Here is a 24,395-nt window from a genome sequence, read left to right as displayed (position 1 = left end):
GCGCGGATCTGATGCAACTAACGCAGAGTTTGGATTGACCTGGTATGTTGCCAAACGCTAAGCAACCGCGAAAGAAAATTACGCCCAGCTCGCCCCCAGCGATGGGACCGGTAGCGAATACAATAGCCAAGGAGCACCTCTATGGCCGAGATCGAACGCGAAACAATGGAATATGACGTGGTGATCGTAGGGGCTGGCCCCGCTGGTCTTTCAGCCGCGATCCGCCTGAAACAGCTGGACAGCGACCTAGAGGTCGTGGTGCTGGAAAAGGGCTCTGAAGTGGGGGCGCATATCCTGTCTGGTGCAGTGCTGGACCCCTGCGGTCTGGATGCGCTGATCCCGGACTGGAAAGAAAAAGGCGCGCCGCTGAACGTGCCGGTAAAAGAAGACAACTTCTACATGCTGGGTGAAGCAGGCCAAATCCGCGTGCCCAACTTCCCGATGCCGCCGCTTATGAACAACCACGGCAATTATATTGTCTCGATGGGCAATGTCTGCCGCTGGATGGCCGAGCAGGCCGAAGAGCTGGGCGTTGAAATCTTCCCCGGCATGTCCTGTTCCGAGCTGGTCTACGGTGACAAGGGCGAAGTCAAAGGCGTGGTTGCAGGGGTCTTTGGTCTGGAACAGGATGGCTCTTACGGTCCCAACACCGAGCCAGGCATGGAACTGCATGGCAAATATGTCTTCCTTGGCGAAGGTGTGCGCGGGTCGCTATCGAAAGAGGTCATTGCCAAATATGATCTTGGCGCGGGCAAGGACGTGCAGAAATACGGCGTTGGCATGAAAGAGATCTGGGAAATTGATCCCGCCAAGCACAAGGAAGGCACCGTCACCCACACCATGGGCTGGCCGCTGAACTCCAATGCTGGTGGTGGCTCTTTCATCTATCACCTGGACAACAACCAAGTTTACGTCGGTTTTGTGGTGCACCTGAACTACAAGAACCCACATCTGTACCCCTACATGGAATTCCAGCGCTTCAAGCATCACCCCATGGTTGCGGATCTGCTGAAGGGCGGTAAGCGCGTCGCCTATGGTGCGCGTGCGATCACTGAAGGCGGCTATCAGTCGATGCCCAAGCTGGTTGCGCCTGGCGTGGCGCTGCTGGGTTGTTCTGCCGGCATGGTCAACGTGCCGCGCATCAAGGGCAACCACAACGCCATGCTGTCAGGCAAAGCCGCAGCCGAGGCCGCCTACGCGGCGATCAAGGCCGATCGTTCCGGTGATGAGCTGCCCGACTACGAGACCGCCGTGCGCGATGGCGCCATCGGCAAGGATCTCAAGATGGTGCGCAACGTCAAGCCGATGTGGTCCAAATGGGGGCTGATGGCCTCGCTGATGCTGGGTGGTCTGGACATGTGGACCAACAACATCCTGGGCCTGTCGCTTTTTGGTACGCTCAAGCATGGCAAAAACGATGCCGAAGCAACCGAGGAAGCCTCTAAGCACAAAGAGATTGCCTACCCCAAGCCCGATGGTGTGCTGTCGTTTGACCGGCTGACCAATGTGTCCTTTGCCGCAACCAATCACGAAGAAAGCCAGCCCTGCCATCTGCATCTGGCAGATCCAAGCCTGCCGATCTCGACCAACCTGCCAAAATTCAACGAGCCGGCACAGCGCTACTGTCCGGCGGGCGTTTACGAGGTGGTCGAAAAGGATGGCAAGCCGGAGTTTGTGGTCAACTTCCAGAACTGCGTGCACTGCAAGACCTGCGATATCAAAGACCCAAGCCAGAACATCACCTGGACCACACCCCAGGGCGGCGATGGCCCGAACTATCCTAATATGTAACGCCACAGGGCCGCGATGGGTGCCTCTGTGCGCCAAATCAGCGACGAATAGCCTGTAGTGCGGCAAAACGGCGGAAATCACGCAAAATTGGGGCGGCCTTCGGGTCGCCCCATTGCGTGTCAGGGTCTGCCGCACTACGCTTTCTCTCCAAGCGACGCGCACACGCATAGGAGGCCCCCAGGTGCCGGTATCATTTCTTCGCAACCTGCCTGTATTGACCCCAACGTTCTGTTTCCGCCCCTTCGTTTCCCTGGCCGCATTGGCCGCCACAGGGGCGCTGGCGACGCAACCCGCAGTGGCCGAGGGGCTGGCCGGGTCCTATCTGGCGGGCCGGGCGGCCACCTATGAAAGCGATTTTTCCGCGGCAGCAGACTATTATACCCGTGCATTGGTACGGGATCCGTCCAATCCGCTGCTGATGGAAAACGTGGTCTTTGCCCATCTGGCCCAGGGCCAGATGAAACAGGCAATCCCGGTGGCCGAGCGGCTTTGGCAAAGTGGCGCGAGCAGCCAGGCGGCCAATATAGTCATGGTTGGCGGCTTTGCCCTGGCTGAGGATTTCCAGACCATACTGGAAAGCGACGACGAGGGCCGACAAATCCACCCGCTGGTGGATGGGCTGGTCGAAGCCTGGGCGCATATGGGGGTTGGCTCTGTTGATAAGGCGCTGGCGGTGTTTGATCGCATCGCCGAGGAAGAGGCCCTGCGCCCATTTGCCCTTTACCACAAGGCACTGGCACTGGCTTCGGCTGGCAATTACGACGGCGCAGAGGCGCTGTTTGCAGCCAATGACGGCCAGCTGGCGCGGCTGTCGCGCCGCGCGGCGCTGGCCCGGATCGAAATCCTGTCTCAGCTGGGTGAAAACGAACAGGCGCTGGCCACGCTGGAGGCCAGCTTTGGCAGTGCCACGGACCCGGCCCTGGATGACATTCGCGCCCGGCTTGCCGCTGGCGAAGCGCTGGGTTTTTCGATTGCCAGTACCGCCCGTGATGGCATCGCCGAGGTGTTCTTTACCCTGGCCGCCGTGATGAGCGGTGAAGCCGCCAGCGATTTTGTCCTGATGTATGCCCGTGTGGCGGCAGCGCTTAGCCCGCAGCATATTGATGCGATCCTGCTCAGTGCTGATTTGCTGGATCAGCTGGGCCGCTATGAGCTGTCGATTGCCACCTACAAACAGGTGCCAAACACCCATCCCGAATACTACGCCGCTGAAATGGGTCGCGCCGAGGCAATGCGCCGGGCCGCCAAACCGGATGCCGCCGCCGAGGTGCTGGAACAGCTGGTGCAGGATTTCCCCACCCTGCCGCAGATCTCGATCAGCCTGGGCGATTTGCTGCGGCAGCAAGAGGACTATATCGGCGCTGTCGCGGCCTATGACACTGCCCTGTCCTATCTGGCCGAGGATGCCGGCAGTCGCTGGTTCCTGTATTACGCGCGTGGCATTGCCCACGAACGGCTAAAGCAATGGCCCAAGGCCGAGGCCGATTTCCGCGCGTCGCTCGCGCTGCGCCCCGATAGCCCGCAGGTGCTGAACTACCTTGGCTATTCGTTGATCGAAAAAGATGACAAGCTGGAGGAAGCCCTGGGCATGATCGAACAGGCCGTCGCGGCGCGCCCGGATTCGGGCTATATCGTCGACAGCCTGGGCTGGGTGTTCTATCGGCTTGGCCGGTATGAAGAGGCCGTTGCGCATATGGAACGCGCGGTCGAGCTGATGCCGGTGGATCCAGTGGTCAATGATCACCTGGGCGATGTCTACTGGGCTGTGGGCCGCCAGCGCGAAGCCGAATTCCAGTGGAAGCGCGCCCTCTCCTTCATTCGCAGTGGCAAGGGGGATGGCGAGGCTGACCCCGACCGGATCCGCAGCAAGTTGGAAATCGGTCTGGATCAAGTGCTTGAGCAAGAAGGTGCAGCCCCTTTGCAGGTCGCCAATGAAGGCTGATATCTTTGCCCCGGCAAAGATCAACCTGACCCTGCATGTTACTGGCCAGCGCGCCGATGGTTATCATCTGCTGGATTCTCTGGTGGTCTTTGCCGATCTGGGTGACCATCTGCAACTGGAACCGGCCGCGCAGATGGCACTTAGCCTGTCTGGTCCCTTTGCCGAAGGCGTGCCGAATGATCAGCGTAATCTTGTCTGGCAGGCCGCGCTTGGTATGGGCTGGCAGGGGCATATTCACCTGAAAAAAGAGCTGCCGCATGGGGCAGGCATCGGCGGCGGGTCCTGCGATGCAGCCGCCCTGCTGCGGGCATTGGCGGCGCAGGGGCGGCTGATCCCGCCTGGCTTGGCGCTGTCACTGGGGGCGGATGTGCCAGTCTGCGGCCTTGCACGGGCCGCCCGTATGCGTGGCATTGGCGAGGAGATCACCAAGGTTGATCTGCCAGAGCTGCAGGCGCTTTTGGTCAACCCCGGCTGCCATGTTCCGACAGGGGCGGTGTTTTCGGGACTGCAAAGCCGCGACAATCCGCCAATGCCAGCGACGATCCCCACCTTTTCCAGCCCATCGGACTGCGCTGCCTGGCTGGCAGAACAGCGCAACGATCTGGAGCCAGCGGCCCGGCGCGTTGCCCCTGAAATTGATCGGGTGCTGGGGGATCTGGGCGCCAGCTCTGGCGCACTGCTTGCCCGCATGTCCGGGTCCGGTGCCACCTGCTTTGCGCTTTATGCCAGCAAAAAGGCGGCCCATAAGGCCGCCTATCAGATCGGCACCGAGCACCCCGACTGGTGGATCCGGGCTGTCAGCCTGACCTGACGCGACCAGGCTAGTTCAGGCGTGACACGACATAATCGGCCAGATCATGCAGCATTTTGCGAATGGGATGATCCGGCAGCGCGGTCAGGGCCTTTGTGGCGGTTTCCGCCCAATGCAGCGCATCCTGACGGGTGGCCTCTAGGGTGCCGTATTTTGCCATCAAGGCAAGGGCCTGTTCCAGATCGCCCTCGGCCTGCTGACCCTTTTCGATGGTGCGCTGCCAGAACCGGCGCTCTTCCTCTGTGGCCTGGGCCACCGCCTTGATCACCGGCAGGGTCAGTTTGCGTTCGCGAAAATCGTCGCCGACATTCTTGCCGGTTGTATTGCTGTCGCCTTGATAATCCAGCAGGTCATCGGCAATTTGAAAGGCAATGCCCAGGGCATCGCCATAGTCATAGAGCGCCTTGATCTGATCGGCAGGGGCCTCGGCGATCACGCCGCCGACCTCGGTTGCGGCGGAAAAAAGCGCGGCGGTCTTGCCCCGCACCACCTGCAGATAGACCGCTTCATCGGTAGAGAGATTCGAGGCGGCGGTCATTTGCAGGACTTCGCCCTCGGCGATGGTGGCAGAGGCATTGGCAAGTATGTCCAGGACCCGCAGCGAGCCGGTTTCCACCATCAGCTGGAAGCTACGCGAAAACAGGTAATCGCCAACCAGAACCGAGCTTTTGTTATCCCACAACAGATTGGCGGTAGGGCGGCCACGGCGCTGGCCGCTTTCGTCAACCACATCATCATGCAGCAGGGTCGCTGTGTGGATGAATTCGACGGTGGCTGCCAGTTTGACATGATGCGCCCCCTCATAGCCACAGAGCCGCGCGGCCGCGAGGGTCAGCATCGGCCGCAGGCGCTTGCCGCCGGCCTCGACCAGATGGGCGGTCACCTCGGGGATCCGGGGGGCGTGTTTTGACGCCATTCTGGTCTGGATCAATGTGTTGACCGCGTCCATTTCTGAACTCAGGGTCGCGGCAAGCAAGTCATGTGGTTTTTGCGTTGTGATTTGGTTCATTGCTTCCCCGGCTTTCAGGCTCGACAAGGCCTGTGCCTTGCCCTTAGATCCATCCCCATGAAAGAACTTTTGCGCAGCACCGATCCGACTGTCCTGGCCTTTGCATCCGCCCTTCTTGAGGGTGAGGATATAGACTGCTTTCAGATGGACGTAAATATGAGCATCCTTGAAGGTGGCATTGGAATTTTCCCGCGCCGTCTGATGGTACGGGAAGGGGACTACGACCTGGCGCTGCGTGCGATGCGGGACAATGATATCCCGCTTGGCCAGGCGACATGAGTGGCACGGGCAAAGCCGGGCCTGTGGCAGGGCTTAGTTTTGCTGATGAGGCGTTGTCGCTGGATGATTTCCTTGGTGGTCGGGTCAAGCTGTGGCAGCCGCGAGGGGGCTACCGCGCCGGGGTGGACCCCGTGCTTTTGGCGGCGGCCCTGCCTGCGCGTGAGGGCGAGCAGGTGCTCGAGCTGGGCTGTGGTGGCGGTCAGGCCCTGTTGTGCCTTGGCGCGCGGGTCTCCGGCCTGGGGTTGACCGGGGTAGAGCTACAGCCCGATTACGCCAATCTTGCGCGGCGCAATGGCCGCCAGAATGGCCAGGTGCTGGAGGTGGTCGAGGCCAATCTGGCGAACCTGCCGAAAGAGCTGCGCCAGCGCCAGTTTGATCATGTGCTGGCCAACCCGCCCTACTACCGCACAGGCGCCCATAGTCCGGCGCTGGATGCGGGGCGGCAGATCGCCCTGGGGGGCGACACCCCGCTGTCGGTCTGGATTGAAACTGCGGCGCGGCGATTGGTCTACAAGGGATACCTGCACATGATCCAGCGGGCAGATCGTCTGCCGGAAATGCTCAGCGCTTGTCAGGCCTGCCTTGGCTCGCTTGAAATTTTGCCGCTGGCACCGCGGCAGGGCCGCCCGGCCGAGCTGGTTTTGCTGCGCGCGCGCAAGGGCGGGCGGGCTGATTTTCGGCTGCACGCGCCGTTGATCCTGCATGAGGGTCTGCATCACACGGCCGACGCAGAGAGCTATCGCCCCGAAGTGCGAGCCATCCTGCGCGAGGGTGCGCCGCTGATCTGGCCCGCGCCAAAGTAAGTATCGAGCACCCACTTTGCAATCGATGCCTGTAAAAATGACAGCATTTATTGGTGTTTTTGCCTATAGAAATATAGCTTTTGGCGGGCTTTGGCCGATATGACAATTTCATGACAAAAATATGCGTCTGCAGCGTGACAGATGGTAAAACTTGTGCTCCACTCACTTTGACCCCGTCGTTTCGGGGTCGCATATCTCGCTTTAAAGGAGGAACGCCATGAGCCTCAGCTCGCATCTGACCGAACTGAAAAAGAAGCATGACCACCTTAGTATGGAAGTAGAGACGGCCCAACGATCCCCCAGTATCGATGGCTTGGTGATTGCCGGGCTTAAGAAGCAGAAGCTGAAACTCAAAGAAGAAATCAAGCGGCTGAGCTACGAAACTGAATCCGCATAAGCCCAAGTGCCGCGCGTTGCCATCAGGGCAGACAGTGGTAAATGGGACGATAGTTGAAATTTTGGGCTGCCAGTCGTGGCGGCCCTTTTAGTTTGGTACCCGTGCCTGAGAGCGATCATGGAGGCCAATCATCACGCTGCCTTGACGATTCAGACAGTTTTGGCGGCAACCACAGCGCCCACGGTGATCAGGACTGCGGCCAGGGCCAGGCTCCAGCTTGCATCAGCCACTCCGGCGAGCACCAGTATCAGGGTTGAGAGCAGCGGCGCCGCATAAGAACTGGTCCCCAAGAGCTGAATATCCCCCTGTTTGACCCCGATGTCCCAGACATAGAATGCCAGCCCCACAGGCCCCAACCCCAAGAGTAGCACCGAGACCCAGCCCAGCACGGCCTGCGGCCAGATCGTGTCCTCAAGCGCAAAATGCAGCCCCCAGGAGGCCAGCGCGGTCAGCAGGCAGAACACCGCAACCGAGCTGGTCGGCGCGGTGCCAACCAGCCGCGACAGCACGGAATAGCCGGACCAGCACAGGGCGCAGAGCAGGGCGAGCAGATAGCCGGGTAGGAAGGCGGTCTGAAAGCCGCCCGCGCCGCCGGTGATCAGCACTGCTGCCCCGACAAAGCCAAGCGTGGCACCAATCAGATGGCCCCGCCGCAGGCGTTCCCCCGGGAGCAGGCCGGAAAAGACCACGATCAGCAGCGGCCAGAGATAGGCAATCAACCCGGCTTCGGCAGCGGGCGCCAGGCGCAGGGCTGAAAAGTAGAGCGCATGATAGCCAAATAGCCCAAGTGAGCCAAAGGCATAGACCCGCCAGGAAACGGCGCGCAGCTGACCCAATCCGCCAGAACAAAAGGTCCAGATCAGCCCCAAGGCGCCGCCAAGGGTGAAACAGATCGCATTCAGCAATAGCGGCGGCATCGGCGCAGACCCGACAGTCAGCAGCGCCAGAAAGGCCCAGAGAAGCACGGCGATGAACCCCGTGGCGGTCGCACTGGAACGGGTCATAGGGCAGGAATGTCCTCAACCGGGAGTATGGTGAAGCGATCGGAAATATGCGCGGTTTTTTCGATTTCTGCCAGAAACCAATCACGAAAGGCCGCAATCTGAGGTCGGTTTTCCGCCCCCTGCAGACACAGAAAGCGAAACCGCGCCTTGGTTTCAATCGCCACTTTGAAGGGGGCGACCAGGCGACCTTCTTGTAGATCGGCAATGATCATCGGACGTCGTCCCAGCGCCACGCCCATGCCGGCAACCGCGGCATTGATGGCGTGATCTGCGTTGGAAAAATGGGTGCCATGCAGGGGCGTGAAGTCAATCCCGCAGGCGCGAAACCAGGTAGGCCAGTCGCAGGGGGGCTGCAAAAAATCGATGGAATCATCAAAGATCAGCGGCGCTTGCAACAGGCTTTCGGGGGTTGGAAACTGGGCGGCCAGCTCTGGCGACATCACCGGCGTCAGCCATTCCTTGCGCGCGGGCACCGAATATAGCCCATCATCCTGGCCATAGCCAAAGCGGATTGCCACATCCACATCGTCACGCTCTAGATCCAGATTGCGCAGGGTTGCGGAAAATCGCAGGTCGATTTCGGGGTGGGCGCGGGCAAATTCATAGAGCCGGGGCGCCAGCCATTTTGCGGTCAGCGCCGGACCGGCCGTCACGGTCAGAGAGCTGTTGTCCTGCAAGCGCGTCGTGGCCATCCAGGCGGCGGACAGGGTTTGAAACCCCTCTGCGGCACCGGGGGCGAGGGTGCGGCCTGCCTCGGTTAGTTCTACCGCGCGGTTGAGGCGGCGAAACAGCGGCGCGCCCAGGTGCTCTTCCAGCGATTTGATTTGAAAGGACAGGGCCGCAGGCGTCACGTTCAGCTCCGCAGCGGCCTGGGCAAAGGACATATGACGCGCGGCCGCATCAAAGGCACGCAGGGCGGTCAGAGGGGGCAGACGATCTGGCATGTTCACACAAGTAAACCTTAACTGAAGGGTTGGAAAGTCTCGTTTGTCGGTTTTTCAGTAAAAGGCCATAGTGGTTTCAGATAGACAATTTTGATCCGAACGGAGGCCGAAACGATGGGATATTCTGCAAATAGCGAGATCAAACAGGCGATGGAACAGGCCCATGTGAGCCGCAGCCAGGCGTTGTTTTCCGGTGTGTCCTGGCTGTTTGGCCTGTGCCGCGCGGCGACCGCTGGCAAACGGCTCGGCAAGGCCGCAGGTCTGGCGTAGAGATTTCGCACCGAGTTTTTCCGCTGGGCAAAACGCGTTTGTCCTTACGGGATGCAAAAGGGCCGGTCGACAAGACCGGCCCTTGTTTTATGTGCAACCTTGGCCCGCGCCATGACTGGGGTAATTGGCGCGCCAGGGATCAGACGAAAAACTGACCGCCGTTTGCCGAGATGGTGGAGCCATTGATAAAGCCCGAATCGTCCGAGGCCAGGAAGGCCACGCAGCGGGCAATTTCTTCCGGTTCACCCAGACGACCTGTCGGGATCTGGCTGATGATCGATTCGCGCACTTTTTCCGGCACCGCCATGACCATTTCCGTGGCGATATAGCCAGGGCAGATCGCATTGGCGGTGATGCCAGCCCGCGCGCCCTCCTGCGCCAGGGATTTGACGATGCCCAGATCGCCGGCCTTGGTCGCGGCATAGTTGGCCTGGGCAAACTGGCCCTTCTGACCATTGATCGAAGAAATCACAATGACCCGGCCAAATTTACGCTCGCGCATGCCTGGCCAGATCGGGTGGACCGTGTTGAACACGCCGGTCAGGTTGGTGTCGATGACCTCTTGCCACTGCTGTGGGGTCATCTTGTGGAACGGCGCATCGCGGGTAATGCCAGCATTGGCAACCACAATATCAATGGGGCCAAGATCAGCCTCGACCTTGGCGATCCCTGCCTGGCTTTCCTCATAGGAGCCAACATTCCATTTATAGGTTTTGATGCCGGTTTCCTCGGTGAACTTTGCGGCCGCTTCGTCATTGCCGGCATAGGTGGCCGCGACGGTGCAGCCCTGGTCTTGCAGAGCCTTTGAAATTGCTGCGCCAATGCCGCGAGAGCCGCCAGTAACGAGTGCAGTACGTGCCATTCTGTGTTCCTCCAGTTCAAAATTCTCTTGGTAATGTTGTTATCGTTTGATTGCGTGGTGCGCAATAATATTGCGTAGTAAATTTATCTGCGTTGCCGCATAAATTGTCGCACCCGCAGCAAGTGCCCATCAGAAAACAAGAAACTGCCCGTCGAAAACGTGATCGGGCCATGATCGTGCGCGGCATTCTGGGACACCCCGTAATAAAAAGGGCGCCAAATCGGCGCCCTGTTCTATGTCAATATCCGCAGCCCTTATGGGCGCTCCAGGCACATGGCAACGCCCATGCCGCCGCCGATGCACAGGGTTGCGAGCCCCTTTTTGGCACCGCGCCGTTTCATTTCATACAGCAGCGTGTTCAGCACCCGGCACCCTGAGGCACCGATGGGGTGACCAATGGCGATTGCGCCGCCGTTGACGTTGACGATCTCTGGATCCCAGCCCATTTCCTTGTTCACGGCGCAGGCCTGGGCGGCAAAGGCTTCGTTGGCTTCGACCAGATCCAGATCAGCTACAGTCCAGCCGGCCTTGTCCAGCGCTTTGCGCGCAGCATAGATCGGTCCCACACCCATGATCGACGGATCCAGGCCTGCGGTCGCATAAGAGGCAATTCGCGCCAGCGGCTCGATGCCGCGCTTTTCGGCGTCATCGGCGCTCATCAACAGGGTGGCCGCCGCGCCATCGTTCAGCCCCGAGGCATTGGCCGCGGTAACAGAGCCCTCTTTGGCGAAGGCAGGGCGCAGTTTTTGCATCGCCGCCATGGTGGCGCCGTGGCGGATGTATTCATCCTGATCAACGACAGTTTCGCCCTTGCGGGTCTTGATGGTGAAGGCGGTAATCTCATCAGCGAATTTGCCGGCCTTCTGCGCCGCTTCGGCCTTGTTCTGGCTGGCGACGGCGAATTCATCCTGCATCTCGCGCGAGATTTGCCATTTATCGGCAACATTTTCGGCGGTTTGCCCCATGTGATAGCCATTGAAGGCATCCCAGAGACCGTCGCGGATCATGGTGTCGATATAGGTCATATCGCCCATTTTATGGCCTGCTCGCAGATGGGCGGCATGGGGCGAGAGTGTCATGCTTTCCTGGCCACCGGCACAGACAATTGCCGCATCGCCCAGCTGAATGTGCTGTGCGCCAAGGGCAACAGCGCGCAGGCCAGAGCCACAGACCTGATTGATCCCCCAGGCAGAGCTTTCCTGTGGTAGGCCAGCGTTGATATGGGCCTGGCGGGCCGGGTTCTGGCCCTGGGCTGCGGTCAGCACCTGCCCCAGAATGGTTTCAGAAACCTCGGCCTTATCTACACCTGCGCGCGCCACCACCGCTTCGAGCACGGCCCGGCCCAGATCATGGGCGGGTGTATTGGCGAAGGCACCGCCAAAACTGCCGACAGCGGTACGCGCGGCGGATGCAATTACAACATTGGTCATTTATTTATGGTCCTCTGCCATCAAAATATCTGATGAAAACGCAGGCACGGGGGCCCCAGCCTATGACGTGGCCGTTACGTTTTCACCTCCCTCTCCGGGAGAGATATAGCGTCTTGCTGCAGTTGCAGCAATTGACAGGGTGTCCCAGGGGCCGGGGCGGTGTCAACTCGCATATGTCGTAAACGAGAAAAACCGCCGACGGTTCGACGGTGGCAAGCAGGTGGCGGCGCATAGTTTGCCGCAATGCAGCGTCAGGCGCACAGCTTCGATCGTCTGGGCAGGCAGAGCAAAAGGCGCAGCGCAACCACCCAGCCTGGGCAGTGGCAGCGCGGTACGACCATGCGGTGCTATCATTCAGGCGCGGTTACGTTTTTTCATCTCTTCCAGCCAGGGCGGCGAAACCGTCGGCGCACCGTAGAGAAAGCCTTGCAGGCAATCGACGCCAATAGAGATCAGGAATTCTGCCTCTTGCTGGGTTTCAACCGATTCAGCGACCACCAGCATGTCGAACTGCTTGGCAATGCCGACCAGCGCGCGAACCACGGCCTGGTTGTCGTGGTTGTCACAGATGCCGCGAATGAATTGGCCGTCGATCTTGACCGCATCAAAGAAGAATTCGCGAAAGTGGCCAATGGCAGTGGTGTCGGCACCAAAATTATCCAGCGCAAAGGCAATGCCGTGCTTTTGCATCCGGTCCATGAAATCGATCACCAGCTCTGGTGCGTTCATGGCTGAGGCCTCGGTGATTTCCAGCACCAGCCGTTCGCCGATTGTCTTGTCCTTCTTCAGGAAGGTGTCCAGCACCTTGGACCAGCGACTATAGCCGATAGAGCGGGCAGACATATTGATTGAGAGACGAATTTGCGGCGATTTCATCAAGGCGCGCAGCCCATGTTGCAGCGCCAGGCAGTCCAGCTCGCGGCCGATTTCCTTGTCATGAACCACATGCATGAAATCACGGGCGGGAATCACCCGTCCCGTGGCATCCAACACTCGGATATAGCCTTCGTAAAAGGCAACACCATGGGGTGGCATCGCCTGCATAACCGGTTGAAAGGCCAGCATGGATTGGTCGTGCTTGACCGCCTCTGCCACCATGTCCAGGGTACTGTGATCGCGTGCGACCACGGCAGCGGATAGCGGATCTTCAGAGCCTTCGGCCATGTTCGCCCGTCTCATTTTCCGTTTGCTGACCACCTGTTTGCCTCCTGGAGCTGGTGCCTTACGCTAAAACTATGCGTTATCCGGGACTGTGGCGCAAAAGGGTGAAGTGAGGCTTAAATATAAAATTTTAGCGACCTGCCGGTGGTCGCGCTGTCTGCTCAAAGGGGTGGTCTCTGTCGCGACTGGCCCAATAAAGGGCCAGGCCAGTATTTTTGTCGTGTATTTTGGCCGTGGTTTTCGCGGCTGTTTTAGCTGTCGCCCGGATCGGCAATCATGGCGGCAATGATGGCCTTGGCGCTGTCAGAGTTCCATTCTGCATCGCCGATCAGGCGCGCAACCTCTTCGCCCTCACGGTTCAACAGCACGGTGATTGGTAGGCCAACCACCGCCATTTCGCGGGCCAGCGCCTGTTTTGGGTCTTGATGGCGGGGCAGGTTGGTGATGCCGTTCTCATCAAAGAACTTTACGATCCCGGATGGGGAGTTCCGCCCGGCGGCAATGGTCAGAACCTCAAAATCCTCGCCGCCGAACTCTTCCTGCAGTTCTGCGATCTGCGGCATTTCCTTGCGGCAGGGCGCGCACCAGGTGGCCCAGAAGTTCAGCAAGACCACCTTGCCGCGATAGTCCTGCAGCGTTGTGGTGCCGCCTTCGTCTTCAAGGAAGAACGCAGCATCAGAAACGCTACGGGGCTCAGCGTGTACCACCAGACGTTTCAGGCTGTCGGCGCGCAGGCCCTCCAGTTCGGCGACATCCGCGGCAATCGCCGCATTTGCACCCAAGCTCAGGGCGATATAAAGGGAAAGGTGACGTAACAGACGCATATTATCTCCGGGATTCCACCATGACAGATCAAGCCTCGAACCAGATGTGGGGCGGCCGTTTTGCCGCTGGTCCAGACGCGATCATGGAGGCGATCAACGCCTCGATCGGTTTTGACAAGCGAATGGCTGCCCAGGACATTGCTGGCTCCAGGGCCCACGCAGCGATGTTGGCCGCAACAGGCGTTATAAGCGATAACGACGCCGAGGCAATTCGGGAAGGGCTGCTCACGGTCTTGTCAGAGATCGAGAATGGCACATTCAAGTTTTCCACCGCGCTGGAAGACATCCACATGAACGTCGAGGCCCGCCTGAAAGAGGTGATTGGTGAACCCGCAGGCCGTCTGCATACCGGGCGGTCTCGCAATGACCAGGTGGCCACCGACTTTAAACTCTGGGTGCGCGATCAACTGGATGCGGCGGAAACTGGCCTGCTGGCGCTGATCCGCGCGCTTTTGACACAGGCTGAGGCAGGCGCCGACTGGGTAATGCCCGGTTTCACCCACCTGCAGGTGGCGCAGCCGGTGACCTGGGGCCACCACATGATGGCCTATGTGGAAATGTTTGGCCGCGATCTGTCCCGCGTCCGCGACGCCCGCAAACGCATGAACGAAAGCCCCCTGGGCGCCGCTGCCCTGGCCGGCACCTCCTTTCCGATTGACCGCGAAATGACCGCCGCTGCGCTGGGCTTTGACCGTCCGGCCGCCAATTCGCTGGATGCGGTGTCGGATCGTGATTTCGCGCTGGAGTTCCTCTCCTGTGCCTCGATCTGCGCGGTGCATCTGTCGCGCTTTGCCGAAGAGCTGGTGATCTGGTCCTCAGCTCAGTTTCGCTTTGTCACCTTGTCGGATCGCTTCTCGACCGGTTCATCCATCATGCCGCAAAAGAAAAACCCGGACGCAGCCGAGCTGATCCGCGCCAAGGTAGGACGGATTTTTGGTGCCAATACGGCGCTGATGATGGTGATGAAGGGGCTACCACTGGCCTATTCCAAGGACATGCAGGAAGACAAGGAACAGGTCTTTGATGCAGCCGATCACTGGATGCTGGCGCTGGCGGCGATGGAAGGCATGGTGAAAGACATGAGCGCCAACCGCGCTGAACTGGCCGAGGCCGCTGGATCGGGCTTTTCGACCGCGACGGATCTGGCCGACTGGCTGGTGCGGGTGCTGGGCTTGCCGTTCCGTGATGCCCACCACATCACCGGATCGCTGGTTGCCCTTGCCGAAGGTCGCGGCTGCGACCTGCCGGATCTAACACTGGCGGATATGCAGGGCGTCCACGACGCCATCACTCAGGATGTCTTTACTGTTCTTGGCGTTGAGAATTCGGTAAACTCGCGTCTGTCCTATGGGGGCACCGCGCCCGCGCAGGTGCGCGCCCAGGTGGCCCGCTGGACGGCGATGCTTGACGCCTGATCGGGTGTTGGGGACGTGAATTTGATCATGCGCCACCTTGTTTTGTGGCCCATGATCACCATTTTGTCTGGTGGTGAGCCAGACCGTTTTGGAGGCGAGACAATGCGCAGATGGATGCTCAACGTGATAGCAATCACCGGTTTGGGTGCCAGTGTGAGCGCCTGCGGCGTTGACGGAGAGCCGATGCGCCCCTCATTGAACGCGGGGGTTGGTGTGTCCAATAGCGGTGTGCACGCGGGTGGGTCCGTTGGGCTGCACAAGGGGCCGTTGAATGTCTATCTCGGGTTTTGACCGACATGTTTGACCGATCAGATTTACCAGTCTGAACAGCTGGCCCGTGGGCTGGTTTGAATACCCCGATGGGGCGCGCTGAACGACAACCTGAAACCGGAAAAGGCCCGTTCCCTATGATCCCTTCTCGCTTGCTGATTGGGCTTTTGGCGGCCTCTGTGCTCAGCCTTTCTGCCTGTGATCTACCGCAATCCTATGCCCAGCCCCCAGCTGCGGAGCAGGCCGCGCCAACGGCGTCCGGCCTACGGGTGTCTGGCTATGGCAGGGTGGGCGTGTCGCATCGATTTTGAAGGGGGGGTCCAGGTCTGGCGGGGGGCTCCCGCCGCTGACTTGATGCCCTGTCGGGCCCCGCGCAGAGTTGGGCCGAGCACCGCGCTGACGCGCGGTGTTTTTCTTTGCTGAGAAGCCTTTGAGGGGCAGGCTTGCCCTCAAAGAGCCAGTTCAACTGTGTTCCAGGAGGCGCCTCAAGGGTAAACGGCGCCCAGGCGCCGCCGCAGAGCGGCCCTTGACCCGCGGGGCTGGGGGCGGGAATCATTTGCCACAGATCGTTGTTTTGGTCTAATCGCCTTTTATGGATCACTTTCTTTACCGCGACGGCGCGCTTTACGCCGAAGATGTGCCAGTTGCCGAGATTGCGGCTGCTGTGGGCACGCCGTTTTATGTCTATTCCTCGGCGACGCTGCTGCGCCATTTCCGCCTGTTTGACGAGGCGCTGGAAGGTATGGATCATCTGGTATGCTATGCCATGAAGGCGGCCAGCAATCAGGCGATTCTGAAGACCCTGGCGCAGGCGGGTGCAGGGATGGATGTGGTCAGCCAGGGGGAATATCTGCGCGCCAAGGCGGCTGGGGTGTCTGGTGACAAGATCGTGTTTTCCGGCGTTGGCAAGACCGCCGAGGAAATCCGCACCGCGCTGAGCGGCGGCATTCGTCAGTTCAATGTCGAGAGCGAACCGGAGATGGAGGTGATCAGCGCCATCGCGCAGGAGCTGGGCCAGGTGGCACCGATCACCATTCGGGTTAACCCGGACGTGGATGCAAAGACCCATGCCAAGATTGCCACTGGAAAATCCGAGAATAAATTTGGCATTCCCATTGCGCGGGCCCGCGCTGTTTATGCCCATGCGGCCAGTCTGCCGGGGCTGCAGGTGGTGGGGATTGACGTGCATATTGGCTCGCAGTTGACCGATCTGGAGCCCTTCCGCAAGGCCTATGAGAAGGTGGCTGAGCTGACCGAAAGCCTGCGCTCTGATGGCCATGACATCCGCCGCCTGGATCTGGGCGGTGGCTTGGGCATTCCCTATACCCGCTCGAACGAGGCACCGCCGCTGCCGATCGAATATGGCCAGCTGATCAAGGAGACCCTCGGGCATCTGGGCTGTGAAATTGAGATCGAGCCAGGCCGCTTGATTGCCGGCAACGCGGGCCTGATGGTCAGCCGTGTGATCTATGTTAAATCGGGCGAAGACCGCCAGTTCCTGATCATTGATGGCGCGATGAATGATCTGATCCGCCCGGCCATGTATGAGGCCTACCATGATATTGTTGCGGTCAATGAACCGGCGCCGGGGATCGAAAGCCTGGCCTATGACATTGTTGGCCCGGTCTGCGAAAGTGGCGATACCTTTGCCAAGGAACGCACCATGCCGCCACTGGCGGCCGGGGATTTGATCGCCTTTCGCAGTGCCGGGGCCTATGGCGCGGTGATGGCCAGCGAATATAATTCACGGCCTCTGATCCCGGAGGTTCTGGTCAATGGGGATCAATTTGCGGTTATTCGCGCACGTCCGGACTTTGACGAAATGATAAACCGCGATACCATCCCAGAGTGGTTGTAGCCGCACGGGCAGATGTCCCGGCGAGAGACGCCACCTAAGGCAAGGCCCAAGGGAGGCAGAGCTCTGATGGCGCGACACGGCAAGGCTGATCCACGCTTGCATCCCCTGCGATGGCCGCTTCGGCTGACGCAGGCGGGTATGCTTTGCGAACGCGCCCTGCGTGCTTTTTGGCCCCTAGCCTCTGTTGTGATGGCGGCAATTGCGGCGCTGATGCTAGGCCTGCATGATCTTGTTGCGCCAGTTCTTTTCTGGATAGCGGTTGTGCTTTCCGCGGGGGCGGCGCTGGGGGCGCTGGCCTTTGGGTTGTGGCGCTTTCGCTGGCCGCACCGGAACGAAGCGTTGGCGCGGTTGGATGCCAACCTGCCAGGGCGCCCGGTCAGCGCCTTGCTGGACACCCAGGCGATTGGCCAGGACGATGCGGGGGCTACGGCGCTGTGGCAGGCGCATCAGGCGCGTATGGCGCAGGCGGCGGCTGCGGCCAAACCCGCGGCACCAAACCTGCGGATTGCTGCGGCTGACCCTTTTGCGCTGCGCTATGTTGCGCTGATTGCGCTGGTGATTGCGCTGATCTTTGGCTCGCTCTGGCGGGTTGGCAGCCTGACGGCGATGGTGCCGGGCGGCGGGGATCTGGGCGCGACGGGCCCGTCCTGGGAGGGCTGGATCGAGCCGCCGCGCTATACCGGCTTGCCGGTGCTCTATCTGAATGATCAGACGGCAGAGCGGCTGGAGCTGGCTGAGGGCAGCCGGATTACCCTGCGCTTTTATGGCAGCGAGGGGGCATTGCAACTGAAGCAGAGCCTGGCAGCCCCCGACGCAGAGGCATTGCCTGCTGAAACCGCTGCAGAAGAGACCGTTGGCAGGATGGACCATGCAGTGATGGTTCAGCGCTCTGGTCAGTTGGAAATCCAGGGGCGAGGCGGGCGCAGTTGGACTGTTGCGATGTTGCCGGATCAGCCGCCGCAGATTGCAATCATGGGCCTGCCCGAGCTGACGGAAGAGGGCGCCTTGTCGCTGCGGTTTCTGGCGCAGGATGATTATGGTGTTACCAGTGGCAAGGTGCGGATCGCTTTGGATCTGCTGGCGGTACCCCGTCACCACGGCCTGGCTGCGGACCCCGAAAAGACCGAAGATCTCGTGCTCGACCTGCCCCTGCCTGTCAGTGGCTCTCGGCAGACCTTTGAAGAGGTGTTGATCGAGGATTTTGCCGCCCATCCCTGGGCCAATCTGCCGGTGACCTTTCATCTGTCGCTGCAGGATGCGGCGGGCCAGAGCTCGCAGTCTGCGGTGCTGGGCGCGCCGCTGGTGGCACCGCGTTTCTTTGATCCATTGGCGGCCGCTGTGGCGGAACAGCGGCGGGATCTTCTTTGGGCGCGCGCCAATACGCGGCGGGTGACGCAGCTGTTGCGGGCGCTGTCGCACCGCCCACAGACCCTGTTTCGCGCGGCGGGTAACTATTTGCAGATGCGGGCTATTCTGCGTCGCTTGGAGGCCGCAATGCAGCGCGCCGCGCTGACTGCCGCCAAGCCGCCCCTGATCCGCACAGATGAACGGGACGAGGCGGCTGCCGCGCTCTGGGCGCTGGCGCAGAGCCTGGAGGAGGGCGATATCGGCGATGCGCTGGCGCGGATGCAGCAGGCAAAAGAACGCCTGAGCCAGGCAATGCGCGACGGGGCCAGCGACGAAGAGATTGCCCAGCTGATGCAAAAACTGCGTGAAGCAACCCAGGACTATATGCGCCAGTTGCAGCGTCAGGCCCAGCGGGACGGCGGGGCGGGCGGCGAGTCGCCGGAAAACGCTATCACGCTTAGCCAGCAGGATTTGCAGGCAATGATGGACCGGATTCAGGAACTGATGGAACAGGGACGTATGGCCGAGGCTGAGCAGGCCCTGGAAGAGTTTCAACGGATGATGGAAAACATGCGGATGAGCCAGAACCAGCAGGGGCAGGGTGGCTCTGACGGGCAACAGGCGATGGAAGATCTTGGCGAGACGCTGCAACAGCAGCAGGGCCTTTCGGATCAGGCCTTTCGCAATTTGCAGGAACAGTTCAACCCCAATGCCCAGACCGGTGAAAGCCAGCAGAACGAAGGCCGCAGCGGCGGACAGGGCCGGGGGCAACAGCACCAGGGCGGTCAGGGCGGCGAAACCGGCGCGGGCCAGCAGGGGCAAGACGGCCAGTCAGGCGACCGTGCGGGCCAGAACGGTAGCGGCCAGGCTGGGGGCGACAGCAGTGACCCCAGTGGTGGCCAGGCGGGCAGCCCAAGTGCCGATAGCCTGGCGGCGCAACAACGCGCGCTGCGCGAGGCGCTGCGCCGCCAACAAGAGGGGCTGCCTCTGGGGCAGGGCTCTGATGGGGCAGCCACAGCCGAGGCGCTGGATCGCGCCGGGCGGGCGATGGATGGTGCCGAAGAGGCGCTGCGCCGGGGGGAGCTGGCCGAGGCGATCGACCAGCAGTCCGAAGCTATGGAAGCCTTGCGTGAAGGTCTGCGCGCCCTGGGCGAGGCCCTGGCGGAAAATCAGCAGCCCGGACAGGGACAGGGCGCAGCCTCCCCCTCGGCGCAGGCTGATCCCCTGGGCCGCGACCGCAATGGCTCGGGGCTGGGAGATGAGCGCAATTCAGAGTTTGGCGAAGGGAGCGGACATCGTCGCGCCTGGGATCTGTTGAAAGAACTGCGCCGCCGGGCCGGCGAGATGGAGCGCAGCGAAGAAGAACGCAACTATTTTGAGCGCCTGCTGGAACAGTTCTGAACCGACCAAGCTAAAAGCCCGTCGCGTTCATTTGCAGTCGCGCGACTGGCTCTGACTATTTGATTTTACGTATCGCTCTAAACGGGGCGCCTCTCCCGAGCGGCATACTCGAGGAGTGCGCCTCTGCTTGATAGCCCTGGGTCGCCTTTCGCGCGCCAGCGGTTGCGGCGCAGAGGGGCCGCTTAGATCTGTGGCTGTTGCAGCGCGCTGACCTGGGCATCAAGCCAAAGCCGCGCCTGATCCACCCAGGTGACGTAGCTGCTCAAATAGGGGTCGGCCTGGGGTACGGCCTCGGCGATTTGCGATGCATTGCTATAGGTCATGACCAGCACCACGACGAGAAGAATTGCCAAGGCAAACCCGCGGGTAAATCCCGATTTACGCCGTGGCGCGGATTGTTCGTTGGGGCCGGGCGGCGGCATTGGCGTGTCTGCGGTGCGCAGGGTTGAGTTGATTTCTTCGATGTCGGGCAGAACGCCACGTTTTAACCCGCTGGCCTCGGCAGCGAGGCGGCGTGGATCTTCGCCGCGCAGACGTGCCATGCGGTCCTGCGCCTGCCGGGACCGCTGGGCCGCCCCGTCTTCAGGCAGGTCATCCAGCCCCAGATTGGACTGGGTCTCTAGCGGTTGTGGCCGCGGCTTGCCCTGATCGGCGGCGCGCAGGGTGGTTTCTCGCTCGGCTTCTTCGCGTAGGATGTCGCTTAGCGCGGGGTCAAGGCTGCGCGGTTTCGGTGCAGGGTCTGCTGCGTCATTGGTTTCGTCACTCGCCGCAGTGCTGTCCTGATCTGCCGCCTCTGGGGCTGCTTCCGGGGTAGCGGTGGCTGCCGCTGGCGGGGCTTCCGGCTCCGCAGGTGCGGGCGCTGGTTCCTCGGCTTCGGGGGCTGCGTCCTTTGCGTCGGCATCGCGGTGCGAGGCTGCGGGCTGATCGGTGGCTTCGGCCCCCGTTGCCGCCGGGGCTTCAGGTTCTGGCTCCGGTGCGGGTACTGGCGTTGGATCTGGCTGGGATTCTGGTTGGGGCGGCGTTTGTGCCGCAGCGGTGGTATCTGCCTCACCGGGATCGGTGTCAGCCACAAAACCAACGGGATGCTGAAACCAGGTATCGGCGCAGTTAGAGCACTGCACATCACGGCCTTCTGGTGGAATGACGTCATCCGGCACTTCGTACTGGGCACCGCAATTCGGGCAGGTCAGGCGCATAAAGATCTCCTTGGCCCCGGAGGCATCCGGGTAACTGTCGGCAGTATTTCTAAATAACAATAGGCAGTTCGGGGCTGTCGCGAAAGGGTGAATTGCGATTTGTCCTGGCGTTGTGCGGCTTGGTTTGGCGGCATTGCCCCATGGCCCATTGAAACTGGCGGGCTGCTGGGGCAAAACTGGCTGGCGCAAACAGGGGACCGTCGTGATAGAGCTGGAAAACGTTGGCTACAACTACGGAGGCGGGGAACTGCTGAGCGATGTCTCGGTAAAGCTGGCGCCGGGATCGTTTCATTTCCTGACCGGGCCATCGGGCGCGGGCAAGACCACCCTGTTGAAACTCTGCTATGGGGCGCTGACGCCGACTTCGGGACGGGTGCGGGCCATGAATATGGATGTGCGCGGGCTGGATCGTGACCAGATGGCGCATCTGCGCCGTCGCGTTGGCGTGGTGCATCAGGATTGCCGGTTTCTCGATCATCTGTCGGTGATCGAAAATATTGCGCTGCCGCTGACTGTCGCGGGCAAGGATCTGAGCCAGGAAGACGCCAACCTGCGGGAGCTGCTGACCTGGGTTGGCCTGTCGCAGCGGGCTGATGCGTTGCCGCCAGAATTGTCTGGTGGGGAACGACAGCGGGCGGCCCTGGCGCGTTCGGTGATTCTGTCGCCGGATGTGATCATCGCCGATGAACCCACCGGCAACGTCGATTGGGACATGTCACAGCGCCTGCTGCAGTTGCTGGTCGAGCTGAACCGCATGGGCAAGACCATCCTGGTGGCAACCCATGATATGTCGCTGATCCGGGCCGCCAAGAAACAGGTGCAGGCCCGGGTGCTGCGGATTTCAGCCAGACAATTGCACCAAGCGGGGGCAGATCTATGAGCGAAGGACGCCTGCGCAAGTTGGTTATGGGCGATGCCCAGGCCGATCGGGTTGTGCCGCCAAGCGGGTTCACCGCGCAGTTGACGCTGTTTGTTGCCGGGGCGATGGCCTTTCTGGCGGTTTTTGCCCTGGCGCTGTCACTGGCATCGGGACGGTTGGCCACCCGCTGGGCGGATGAGCTGGCCCGGGCGGCAACACTGCGTATCAATGCACCCGCCGAACAACGTCTGGCCCAGACCGAGGCGGCGCTGACCATTTTGCAGCAAACCCCCGGTGTGGCCTCGGCCCGCGCCCTGAGCGATACGGAACAGGCCGCGCTGCTGGCGCCCTGGTTCGGGTCTTCGCTCGTGCTTGACGGCCTGCCGGTGCCGCAGTTGATCGAAGTGATCGAAGATGATCCAGGCTATGACGGCACCGGGCTGCGCCTGCGCCTGCAGGCCGAAGTCCCCGGTGCGGTGCTGGACGATCACACCCGCTGGCGCGCCCCCCTGGTGGATGCCGCGCGGGCGCTGCGACGGCTGGGGACGGTTGCGATCCTGCTGATTGCGGGGGCGACGGCGGCGATGATCACCCTGGCGGCCAATGCGGCCCTTGCAGCCAATGCCCAGGTGATCGAGGTGCTGCGTCTGGTGGGCGCCCTGGACAGTTATATCGCCCATGCCTTTATCCGCCGCTTTACCCTGCGCGCCCTGGGTGGTGCTGCGGCTGGCATGGTGCTGGGGATGATTGGTGTCTGGCTGATGCCGGCCGCCTCGAATGAAGGCGGTTTCCTGACGGGCTTGGGCTTTCAGGGCTGGACCTGGGGCCTACCGCTGCTGATCCCGCCGCTGGGGGCATTGGTGGCCTTTGTTGCGACCAGTCGCGCCGCGAAAAAACGTCTTGGAGATTTAGCGTGAGATTTGCATTCCAGTGGCTGCGGTCGCTTCTTTTTGTTTTTCAGATCTATCTGATGATGCCGATCTTTGGACTAGCCTTTGCGCCCTGGGCGATTTTCAGCAAACGCGGCGCGCGGCTCTGCTGTAAAAGCTATTCGCGCTGGGTCTTCTGGACCGCACGGCTGATGGTCGGCATCCGCTGCGAAGTGCGCGGCACTCCACCACAGGGAGAGGTCCTGATCGCCGCCAAGCATCAGTCTTTCCTTGATATCATGATGATTTTCACGGCACTGCCAACGGCCAAGTTTATCATGAAAAAGGAAATCCTGCGCACGCCGGTGATTGGCCAATATGCCAAATTGCTGGACTGTGTGGCGGTCGATCGTGGCAAGCGCGGCGCGGCCATCGACAAGATGGTGCAGGACGTCAAGACGGGCCACCAAGAGGCAGGCCAGTTGATCATCTATTCGCAAGGCACGCGGGTCGCCCCCGGCGTCAAGGCGGACTACAAGATTGGTACCGGAGTTCTTTATGAACAGCTTGGTCAGACCTGTGTGCCAGTGGCGACCAATGTGGGCGTGCTCTGGCCGCGCACCGGAATCATGCGCAAACCTGGTGTTGCTGTGGTCGAATTTCTGGACCCAATTGAGGCTGGCATGGATCGGAAGGATTTTATGGCTGTTCTTGAAGAGCGGGTGGAAGCAAAATCAGATGCGTTGATGCGTGAATTGGGGTTTGATCCGGATGCAGTTTCTTAAGACAATTGATGACCTAGAGGCGCTTTATGGTGCGCCGGGGGCAGCGTCTTTGCGCAAGGTAGCGCGACGTATGACGCCGCTTTATCGTCAATGGATCATGGCGTCGCGGCTGTGCATGTTGACCACGGTTGGTCCGGAAGGAACGGATGACAGTCCGCGCGGCGACGATGGCCCTGTGGTGCTGGAACTTGATCCGGGTACCTTGGCGCTGCCGGATTGGCGGGGGAACAACCGGCTGGATTCCCTGCGCAATATTATCCGTGACGGGCGGGTTTCCTTGATGTTTCTGGTGCCGGGGTCAAACAATGTGGTGCGTGTGAATGGCACCGCTGCTGTCACCGCCGATGCCGATCTACGGGCACAATTTGACCGCGGTGGCAGGCAGCCAGCCACGGTGATTGTCATATCGATCGATGAAATCTATTGCCAATGCGCCCGCGCCCTGATGCGTGCAGGCACCTGGAACGCCGGCGATGAAAGCGCCACCCTGCCCAGTATTGGCGAAATCATCGCTGAACAGACCGATGGCGAGGAAGGTGGTCATGACTATGATCAAGCCTGGGGGGCGCGCGCTGCCGCGACCATGTGGTAGCCGATGGAGCCGGTCCCGACAGAGCCCGAGGCCACGGCGTTTTTAGCCTGGCTGGCTGGATATCTCGCCGTCTTTCTGCTGCTTGTGTGGCTGTCGCGCCAGTTCCGCGAGAGCTTTCTTGACTGGATCACCCTGAAGGATCCGCTTGGCCTGCGGTTCTGGCGGCAAAACATCCTGTTTGCGGCCTTCAGCCTGGCTTACTTCGCGGTGTCAGTCCTGTTCCTTGGCGGCTGATCAACGGGGCAACCGGCAGCGCTATTGATCCTTGGGCAGGGA

The 24,395-nt window shown here is 60.9% G+C and carries 24 protein-coding genes; 16 read left to right on the top strand and 8 right to left on the bottom strand.

Going from position 1 to position 24,395, the window contains the following annotated elements:
• Window positions 1-141: 141 nt before the first annotated feature.
• The 3 genes from ACN0VH_RS09190 to ACN0VH_RS09180 all read left to right on the top strand — a co-directional run bounded on the left by ACN0VH_RS09190 (window position 142) and on the right by ACN0VH_RS09180 (window position 4,544).
• Complete coding sequence (locus tag ACN0VH_RS09190; RefSeq protein ID WP_278923259.1) at window positions 142-1,791, top strand: electron transfer flavoprotein-ubiquinone oxidoreductase; 1,650 nt, start codon at window positions 142-144, stop codon at window positions 1,789-1,791.
• 181 nt (window positions 1,792-1,972) lie between these two features.
• The gene (locus ACN0VH_RS09185; RefSeq protein ID WP_417700430.1) at window positions 1,973-3,733 is read left to right on the top strand and encodes a tetratricopeptide repeat protein; all 1,761 of its coding nucleotides are present in this window, start codon (window positions 1,973-1,975) and stop codon (window positions 3,731-3,733) included.
• On the top strand, window positions 3,723-4,544 hold the full coding sequence (locus tag ACN0VH_RS09180; protein ID WP_417700429.1) for a 4-(cytidine 5'-diphospho)-2-C-methyl-D-erythritol kinase: 822 nt from the start codon (window positions 3,723-3,725) through the stop codon (window positions 4,542-4,544). The genes ACN0VH_RS09185 and ACN0VH_RS09180 overlap by 11 nt, the downstream gene beginning before the upstream one ends.
• A 10-nt stretch (window positions 4,545-4,554) precedes the next feature.
• Here ACN0VH_RS09180 and ACN0VH_RS09175 read toward each other — a convergent pair whose 3' ends face one another.
• On the bottom strand, window positions 4,555-5,553 hold the full coding sequence (locus ACN0VH_RS09175; RefSeq protein WP_417700428.1) for a polyprenyl synthetase family protein: 999 nt from the start codon (window positions 5,551-5,553) through the stop codon (window positions 4,555-4,557).
• A 57-nt stretch (window positions 5,554-5,610) separates the two neighbouring features.
• Between ACN0VH_RS09175 and ACN0VH_RS09170 the strand changes: the two genes are divergently transcribed.
• The 3 genes from ACN0VH_RS09170 to ACN0VH_RS09160 all read left to right on the top strand — a co-directional run bounded on the left by ACN0VH_RS09170 (window position 5,611) and on the right by ACN0VH_RS09160 (window position 7,032).
• A complete protein-coding gene (locus ACN0VH_RS09170; RefSeq protein ID WP_278923256.1) occupies window positions 5,611-5,832 on the top strand; it encodes a putative signal transducing protein in 222 nt (73 codons plus the stop codon).
• Window positions 5,829-6,635, top strand: coding sequence for a tRNA1(Val) (adenine(37)-N6)-methyltransferase (locus tag ACN0VH_RS09165; protein WP_278923255.1), 807 nt, complete (start codon window positions 5,829-5,831; stop codon window positions 6,633-6,635). Before ACN0VH_RS09170 ends, ACN0VH_RS09165 begins: the two co-directional genes overlap by 4 nt.
• A gap of 217 nt (window positions 6,636-6,852) precedes the next feature.
• Window positions 6,853-7,032 carry a YdcH family protein gene (locus ACN0VH_RS09160; RefSeq protein ID WP_278923254.1) on the top strand — a complete coding sequence of 60 codons (180 nt, stop codon included), beginning with the start codon at window positions 6,853-6,855 and terminating at the stop codon, window positions 7,030-7,032.
• 149 nt (window positions 7,033-7,181) lie between these two features.
• Here ACN0VH_RS09160 and yddG read toward each other — a convergent pair whose 3' ends face one another.
• Together yddG and ACN0VH_RS09150 are read right to left on the bottom strand one after the other, a co-directional pair.
• Window positions 7,182-8,036, bottom strand: a complete 855-nt coding sequence (gene yddG / locus ACN0VH_RS09155) for an aromatic amino acid exporter YddG (RefSeq protein WP_278923253.1) — start codon at window positions 8,034-8,036, stop codon at window positions 7,182-7,184.
• Window positions 8,033-8,980: a transcriptional regulator GcvA gene (locus tag ACN0VH_RS09150; protein WP_278923356.1), complete on the bottom strand. Its 948-nt coding sequence runs from the start codon at window positions 8,978-8,980 to the stop codon at window positions 8,033-8,035. Before ACN0VH_RS09150 ends, yddG begins: the two co-directional genes overlap by 4 nt.
• A 114-nt stretch (window positions 8,981-9,094) precedes the next feature.
• Between ACN0VH_RS09150 and ACN0VH_RS09145 the strand changes: the two genes are divergently transcribed.
• Window positions 9,095-9,250, top strand: coding sequence for a hypothetical protein (locus ACN0VH_RS09145; RefSeq protein ID WP_417700426.1), 156 nt, complete (start codon window positions 9,095-9,097; stop codon window positions 9,248-9,250).
• Window positions 9,251-9,389: 139 nt separating this feature from the next.
• Here ACN0VH_RS09145 and phbB read toward each other — a convergent pair whose 3' ends face one another.
• The 4 genes from phbB to ACN0VH_RS09125 all read right to left on the bottom strand — a co-directional run bounded on the left by phbB (window position 9,390) and on the right by ACN0VH_RS09125 (window position 13,527).
• Window positions 9,390-10,112 carry an acetoacetyl-CoA reductase gene (gene phbB, locus ACN0VH_RS09140; RefSeq protein WP_278923251.1) on the bottom strand — a complete coding sequence of 241 codons (723 nt, stop codon included), beginning with the start codon at window positions 10,110-10,112 and terminating at the stop codon, window positions 9,390-9,392.
• Window positions 10,113-10,366: 254 nt separating this feature from the next.
• The gene (locus ACN0VH_RS09135) at window positions 10,367-11,542 is read right to left on the bottom strand and encodes an acetyl-CoA C-acetyltransferase (protein ID WP_417700425.1); all 1,176 of its coding nucleotides are present in this window, start codon (window positions 11,540-11,542) and stop codon (window positions 10,367-10,369) included.
• Between the two features lie 354 nt (window positions 11,543-11,896).
• Window positions 11,897-12,721: an EAL domain-containing protein gene (locus ACN0VH_RS09130; RefSeq protein ID WP_278923249.1), complete on the bottom strand. Its 825-nt coding sequence runs from the start codon at window positions 12,719-12,721 to the stop codon at window positions 11,897-11,899.
• A gap of 233 nt (window positions 12,722-12,954) precedes the next feature.
• Window positions 12,955-13,527 (bottom strand): TlpA disulfide reductase family protein, encoded by a 573-nt coding sequence (locus tag ACN0VH_RS09125; protein ID WP_417700423.1) that lies wholly within the window; start codon window positions 13,525-13,527, stop codon window positions 12,955-12,957.
• Between the two features lie 20 nt (window positions 13,528-13,547).
• Between ACN0VH_RS09125 and argH the strand changes: the two genes are divergently transcribed.
• The 4 genes from argH (at window position 13,548) to ACN0VH_RS09105 (ending at window position 19,818) form a co-directional block, all read left to right on the top strand.
• Window positions 13,548-14,942 (top strand): argininosuccinate lyase, encoded by a 1,395-nt coding sequence (gene argH, locus ACN0VH_RS09120; protein WP_278923247.1) that lies wholly within the window; start codon window positions 13,548-13,550, stop codon window positions 14,940-14,942.
• A gap of 102 nt (window positions 14,943-15,044) precedes the next feature.
• The gene (locus ACN0VH_RS09115) at window positions 15,045-15,233 is read left to right on the top strand and encodes a hypothetical protein (RefSeq protein ID WP_232403172.1); all 189 of its coding nucleotides are present in this window, start codon (window positions 15,045-15,047) and stop codon (window positions 15,231-15,233) included.
• A gap of 571 nt (window positions 15,234-15,804) precedes the next feature.
• Window positions 15,805-17,070 carry a diaminopimelate decarboxylase gene (gene lysA / locus ACN0VH_RS09110; protein WP_278923246.1) on the top strand — a complete coding sequence of 422 codons (1,266 nt, stop codon included), beginning with the start codon at window positions 15,805-15,807 and terminating at the stop codon, window positions 17,068-17,070.
• A gap of 66 nt (window positions 17,071-17,136) precedes the next feature.
• Window positions 17,137-19,818 carry a TIGR02302 family protein gene (locus ACN0VH_RS09105; RefSeq protein ID WP_417700420.1) on the top strand — a complete coding sequence of 894 codons (2,682 nt, stop codon included), beginning with the start codon at window positions 17,137-17,139 and terminating at the stop codon, window positions 19,816-19,818.
• A 182-nt stretch (window positions 19,819-20,000) separates the two neighbouring features.
• Here the strand turns inward: ACN0VH_RS09105 and ACN0VH_RS09100 are convergent, their stop codons facing one another.
• A complete protein-coding gene (locus ACN0VH_RS09100; RefSeq protein WP_417700419.1) occupies window positions 20,001-21,014 on the bottom strand; it encodes a zinc-ribbon domain-containing protein in 1,014 nt (337 codons plus the stop codon).
• A 202-nt stretch (window positions 21,015-21,216) separates the two neighbouring features.
• Here ACN0VH_RS09100 and ACN0VH_RS09095 point away from each other — a divergent pair, with 202 nt between their 5' ends.
• The 5 genes from ACN0VH_RS09095 to ACN0VH_RS09075 are packed head-to-tail and all read left to right on the top strand — an operon-like array spanning window position 21,217 to window position 24,353.
• Entirely contained in the window at window positions 21,217-21,894 is a 678-nt protein-coding gene (locus tag ACN0VH_RS09095; RefSeq protein ID WP_278923243.1) for a cell division ATP-binding protein FtsE, read from the top strand.
• Window positions 21,891-22,790, top strand: a complete 900-nt coding sequence (locus ACN0VH_RS09090) for a cell division protein FtsX (protein ID WP_417700418.1) — start codon at window positions 21,891-21,893, stop codon at window positions 22,788-22,790. The genes ACN0VH_RS09095 and ACN0VH_RS09090 overlap by 4 nt, the downstream gene beginning before the upstream one ends.
• The gene (locus ACN0VH_RS09085) at window positions 22,787-23,527 is read left to right on the top strand and encodes a lysophospholipid acyltransferase family protein (RefSeq protein ID WP_417700416.1); all 741 of its coding nucleotides are present in this window, start codon (window positions 22,787-22,789) and stop codon (window positions 23,525-23,527) included. The genes ACN0VH_RS09090 and ACN0VH_RS09085 overlap by 4 nt, the downstream gene beginning before the upstream one ends.
• Complete coding sequence (locus ACN0VH_RS09080; protein WP_278923240.1) at window positions 23,514-24,119, top strand: pyridoxamine 5'-phosphate oxidase family protein; 606 nt, start codon at window positions 23,514-23,516, stop codon at window positions 24,117-24,119. The genes ACN0VH_RS09085 and ACN0VH_RS09080 overlap by 14 nt, the downstream gene beginning before the upstream one ends.
• A 3-nt stretch (window positions 24,120-24,122) precedes the next feature.
• The gene (locus ACN0VH_RS09075; RefSeq protein WP_278923239.1) at window positions 24,123-24,353 is read left to right on the top strand and encodes a hypothetical protein; all 231 of its coding nucleotides are present in this window, start codon (window positions 24,123-24,125) and stop codon (window positions 24,351-24,353) included.
• Window positions 24,354-24,395: the final 42 nt, after the last annotated feature.

This window comes from Pseudophaeobacter sp., from assembly GCF_048267565.1.
Classification (GTDB): Bacteria; Pseudomonadota; Alphaproteobacteria; order Rhodobacterales; family Rhodobacteraceae; genus Pseudophaeobacter; species Pseudophaeobacter profundi.
Note: the sequence above shows the minus strand (reverse complement) of the source record. Positions and strands in the feature narration are given on the sequence as shown.

Excerpts from the sequence above, each read along its gene's own strand:
- ACN0VH_RS09175 (WP_417700428.1), bottom strand. The coding sequence starts at position 5,553 with ATGAACCAAATCACAACGCAAAAACCACATGACTTGCTTGCCGCGACC.
- ACN0VH_RS09100 (WP_417700419.1), bottom strand. The coding sequence starts at position 21,014 with ATGCGCCTGACCTGCCCGAATTGCGGTGCCCAGTACGAAGTGCCGGAT.
- yddG (WP_278923253.1), bottom strand. The coding sequence starts at position 8,036 with ATGACCCGTTCCAGTGCGACCGCCACGGGGTTCATCGCCGTGCTTCTC.
- ACN0VH_RS09135 (WP_417700425.1), bottom strand. The coding sequence starts at position 11,542 with ATGACCAATGTTGTAATTGCATCCGCCGCGCGTACCGCTGTCGGCAGT.
- ACN0VH_RS09190 (WP_278923259.1), top strand. The coding sequence starts at position 142 with ATGGCCGAGATCGAACGCGAAACAATGGAATATGACGTGGTGATCGTA.
- phbB (WP_278923251.1), bottom strand. The coding sequence starts at position 10,112 with ATGGCACGTACTGCACTCGTTACTGGCGGCTCTCGCGGCATTGGCGCA.
- ACN0VH_RS09080 (WP_278923240.1), top strand. The coding sequence starts at position 23,514 with ATGCAGTTTCTTAAGACAATTGATGACCTAGAGGCGCTTTATGGTGCG.
- lysA (WP_278923246.1), top strand. The coding sequence starts at position 15,805 with ATGGATCACTTTCTTTACCGCGACGGCGCGCTTTACGCCGAAGATGTG.
- ACN0VH_RS09115 (WP_232403172.1), top strand. The coding sequence starts at position 15,045 with ATGCGCAGATGGATGCTCAACGTGATAGCAATCACCGGTTTGGGTGCC.
- ACN0VH_RS09165 (WP_278923255.1), top strand. The coding sequence starts at position 5,829 with ATGAGTGGCACGGGCAAAGCCGGGCCTGTGGCAGGGCTTAGTTTTGCT.
- ACN0VH_RS09090 (WP_417700418.1), top strand. The coding sequence starts at position 21,891 with ATGAGCGAAGGACGCCTGCGCAAGTTGGTTATGGGCGATGCCCAGGCC.
- ACN0VH_RS09160 (WP_278923254.1), top strand. The coding sequence starts at position 6,853 with ATGAGCCTCAGCTCGCATCTGACCGAACTGAAAAAGAAGCATGACCAC.
- ACN0VH_RS09145 (WP_417700426.1), top strand. The coding sequence starts at position 9,095 with ATGGGATATTCTGCAAATAGCGAGATCAAACAGGCGATGGAACAGGCC.
- ACN0VH_RS09170 (WP_278923256.1), top strand. The coding sequence starts at position 5,611 with ATGAAAGAACTTTTGCGCAGCACCGATCCGACTGTCCTGGCCTTTGCA.
- argH (WP_278923247.1), top strand. The coding sequence starts at position 13,548 with ATGACAGATCAAGCCTCGAACCAGATGTGGGGCGGCCGTTTTGCCGCT.
- ACN0VH_RS09150 (WP_278923356.1), bottom strand. The coding sequence starts at position 8,980 with ATGCCAGATCGTCTGCCCCCTCTGACCGCCCTGCGTGCCTTTGATGCG.
- ACN0VH_RS09125 (WP_417700423.1), bottom strand. The coding sequence starts at position 13,527 with ATGCGTCTGTTACGTCACCTTTCCCTTTATATCGCCCTGAGCTTGGGT.
- ACN0VH_RS09075 (WP_278923239.1), top strand. The coding sequence starts at position 24,123 with ATGGAGCCGGTCCCGACAGAGCCCGAGGCCACGGCGTTTTTAGCCTGG.
- ACN0VH_RS09130 (WP_278923249.1), bottom strand. The coding sequence starts at position 12,721 with ATGAGACGGGCGAACATGGCCGAAGGCTCTGAAGATCCGCTATCCGCT.
- ACN0VH_RS09105 (WP_417700420.1), top strand. The coding sequence starts at position 17,137 with ATGGCGCGACACGGCAAGGCTGATCCACGCTTGCATCCCCTGCGATGG.
- ACN0VH_RS09180 (WP_417700429.1), top strand. The coding sequence starts at position 3,723 with ATGAAGGCTGATATCTTTGCCCCGGCAAAGATCAACCTGACCCTGCAT.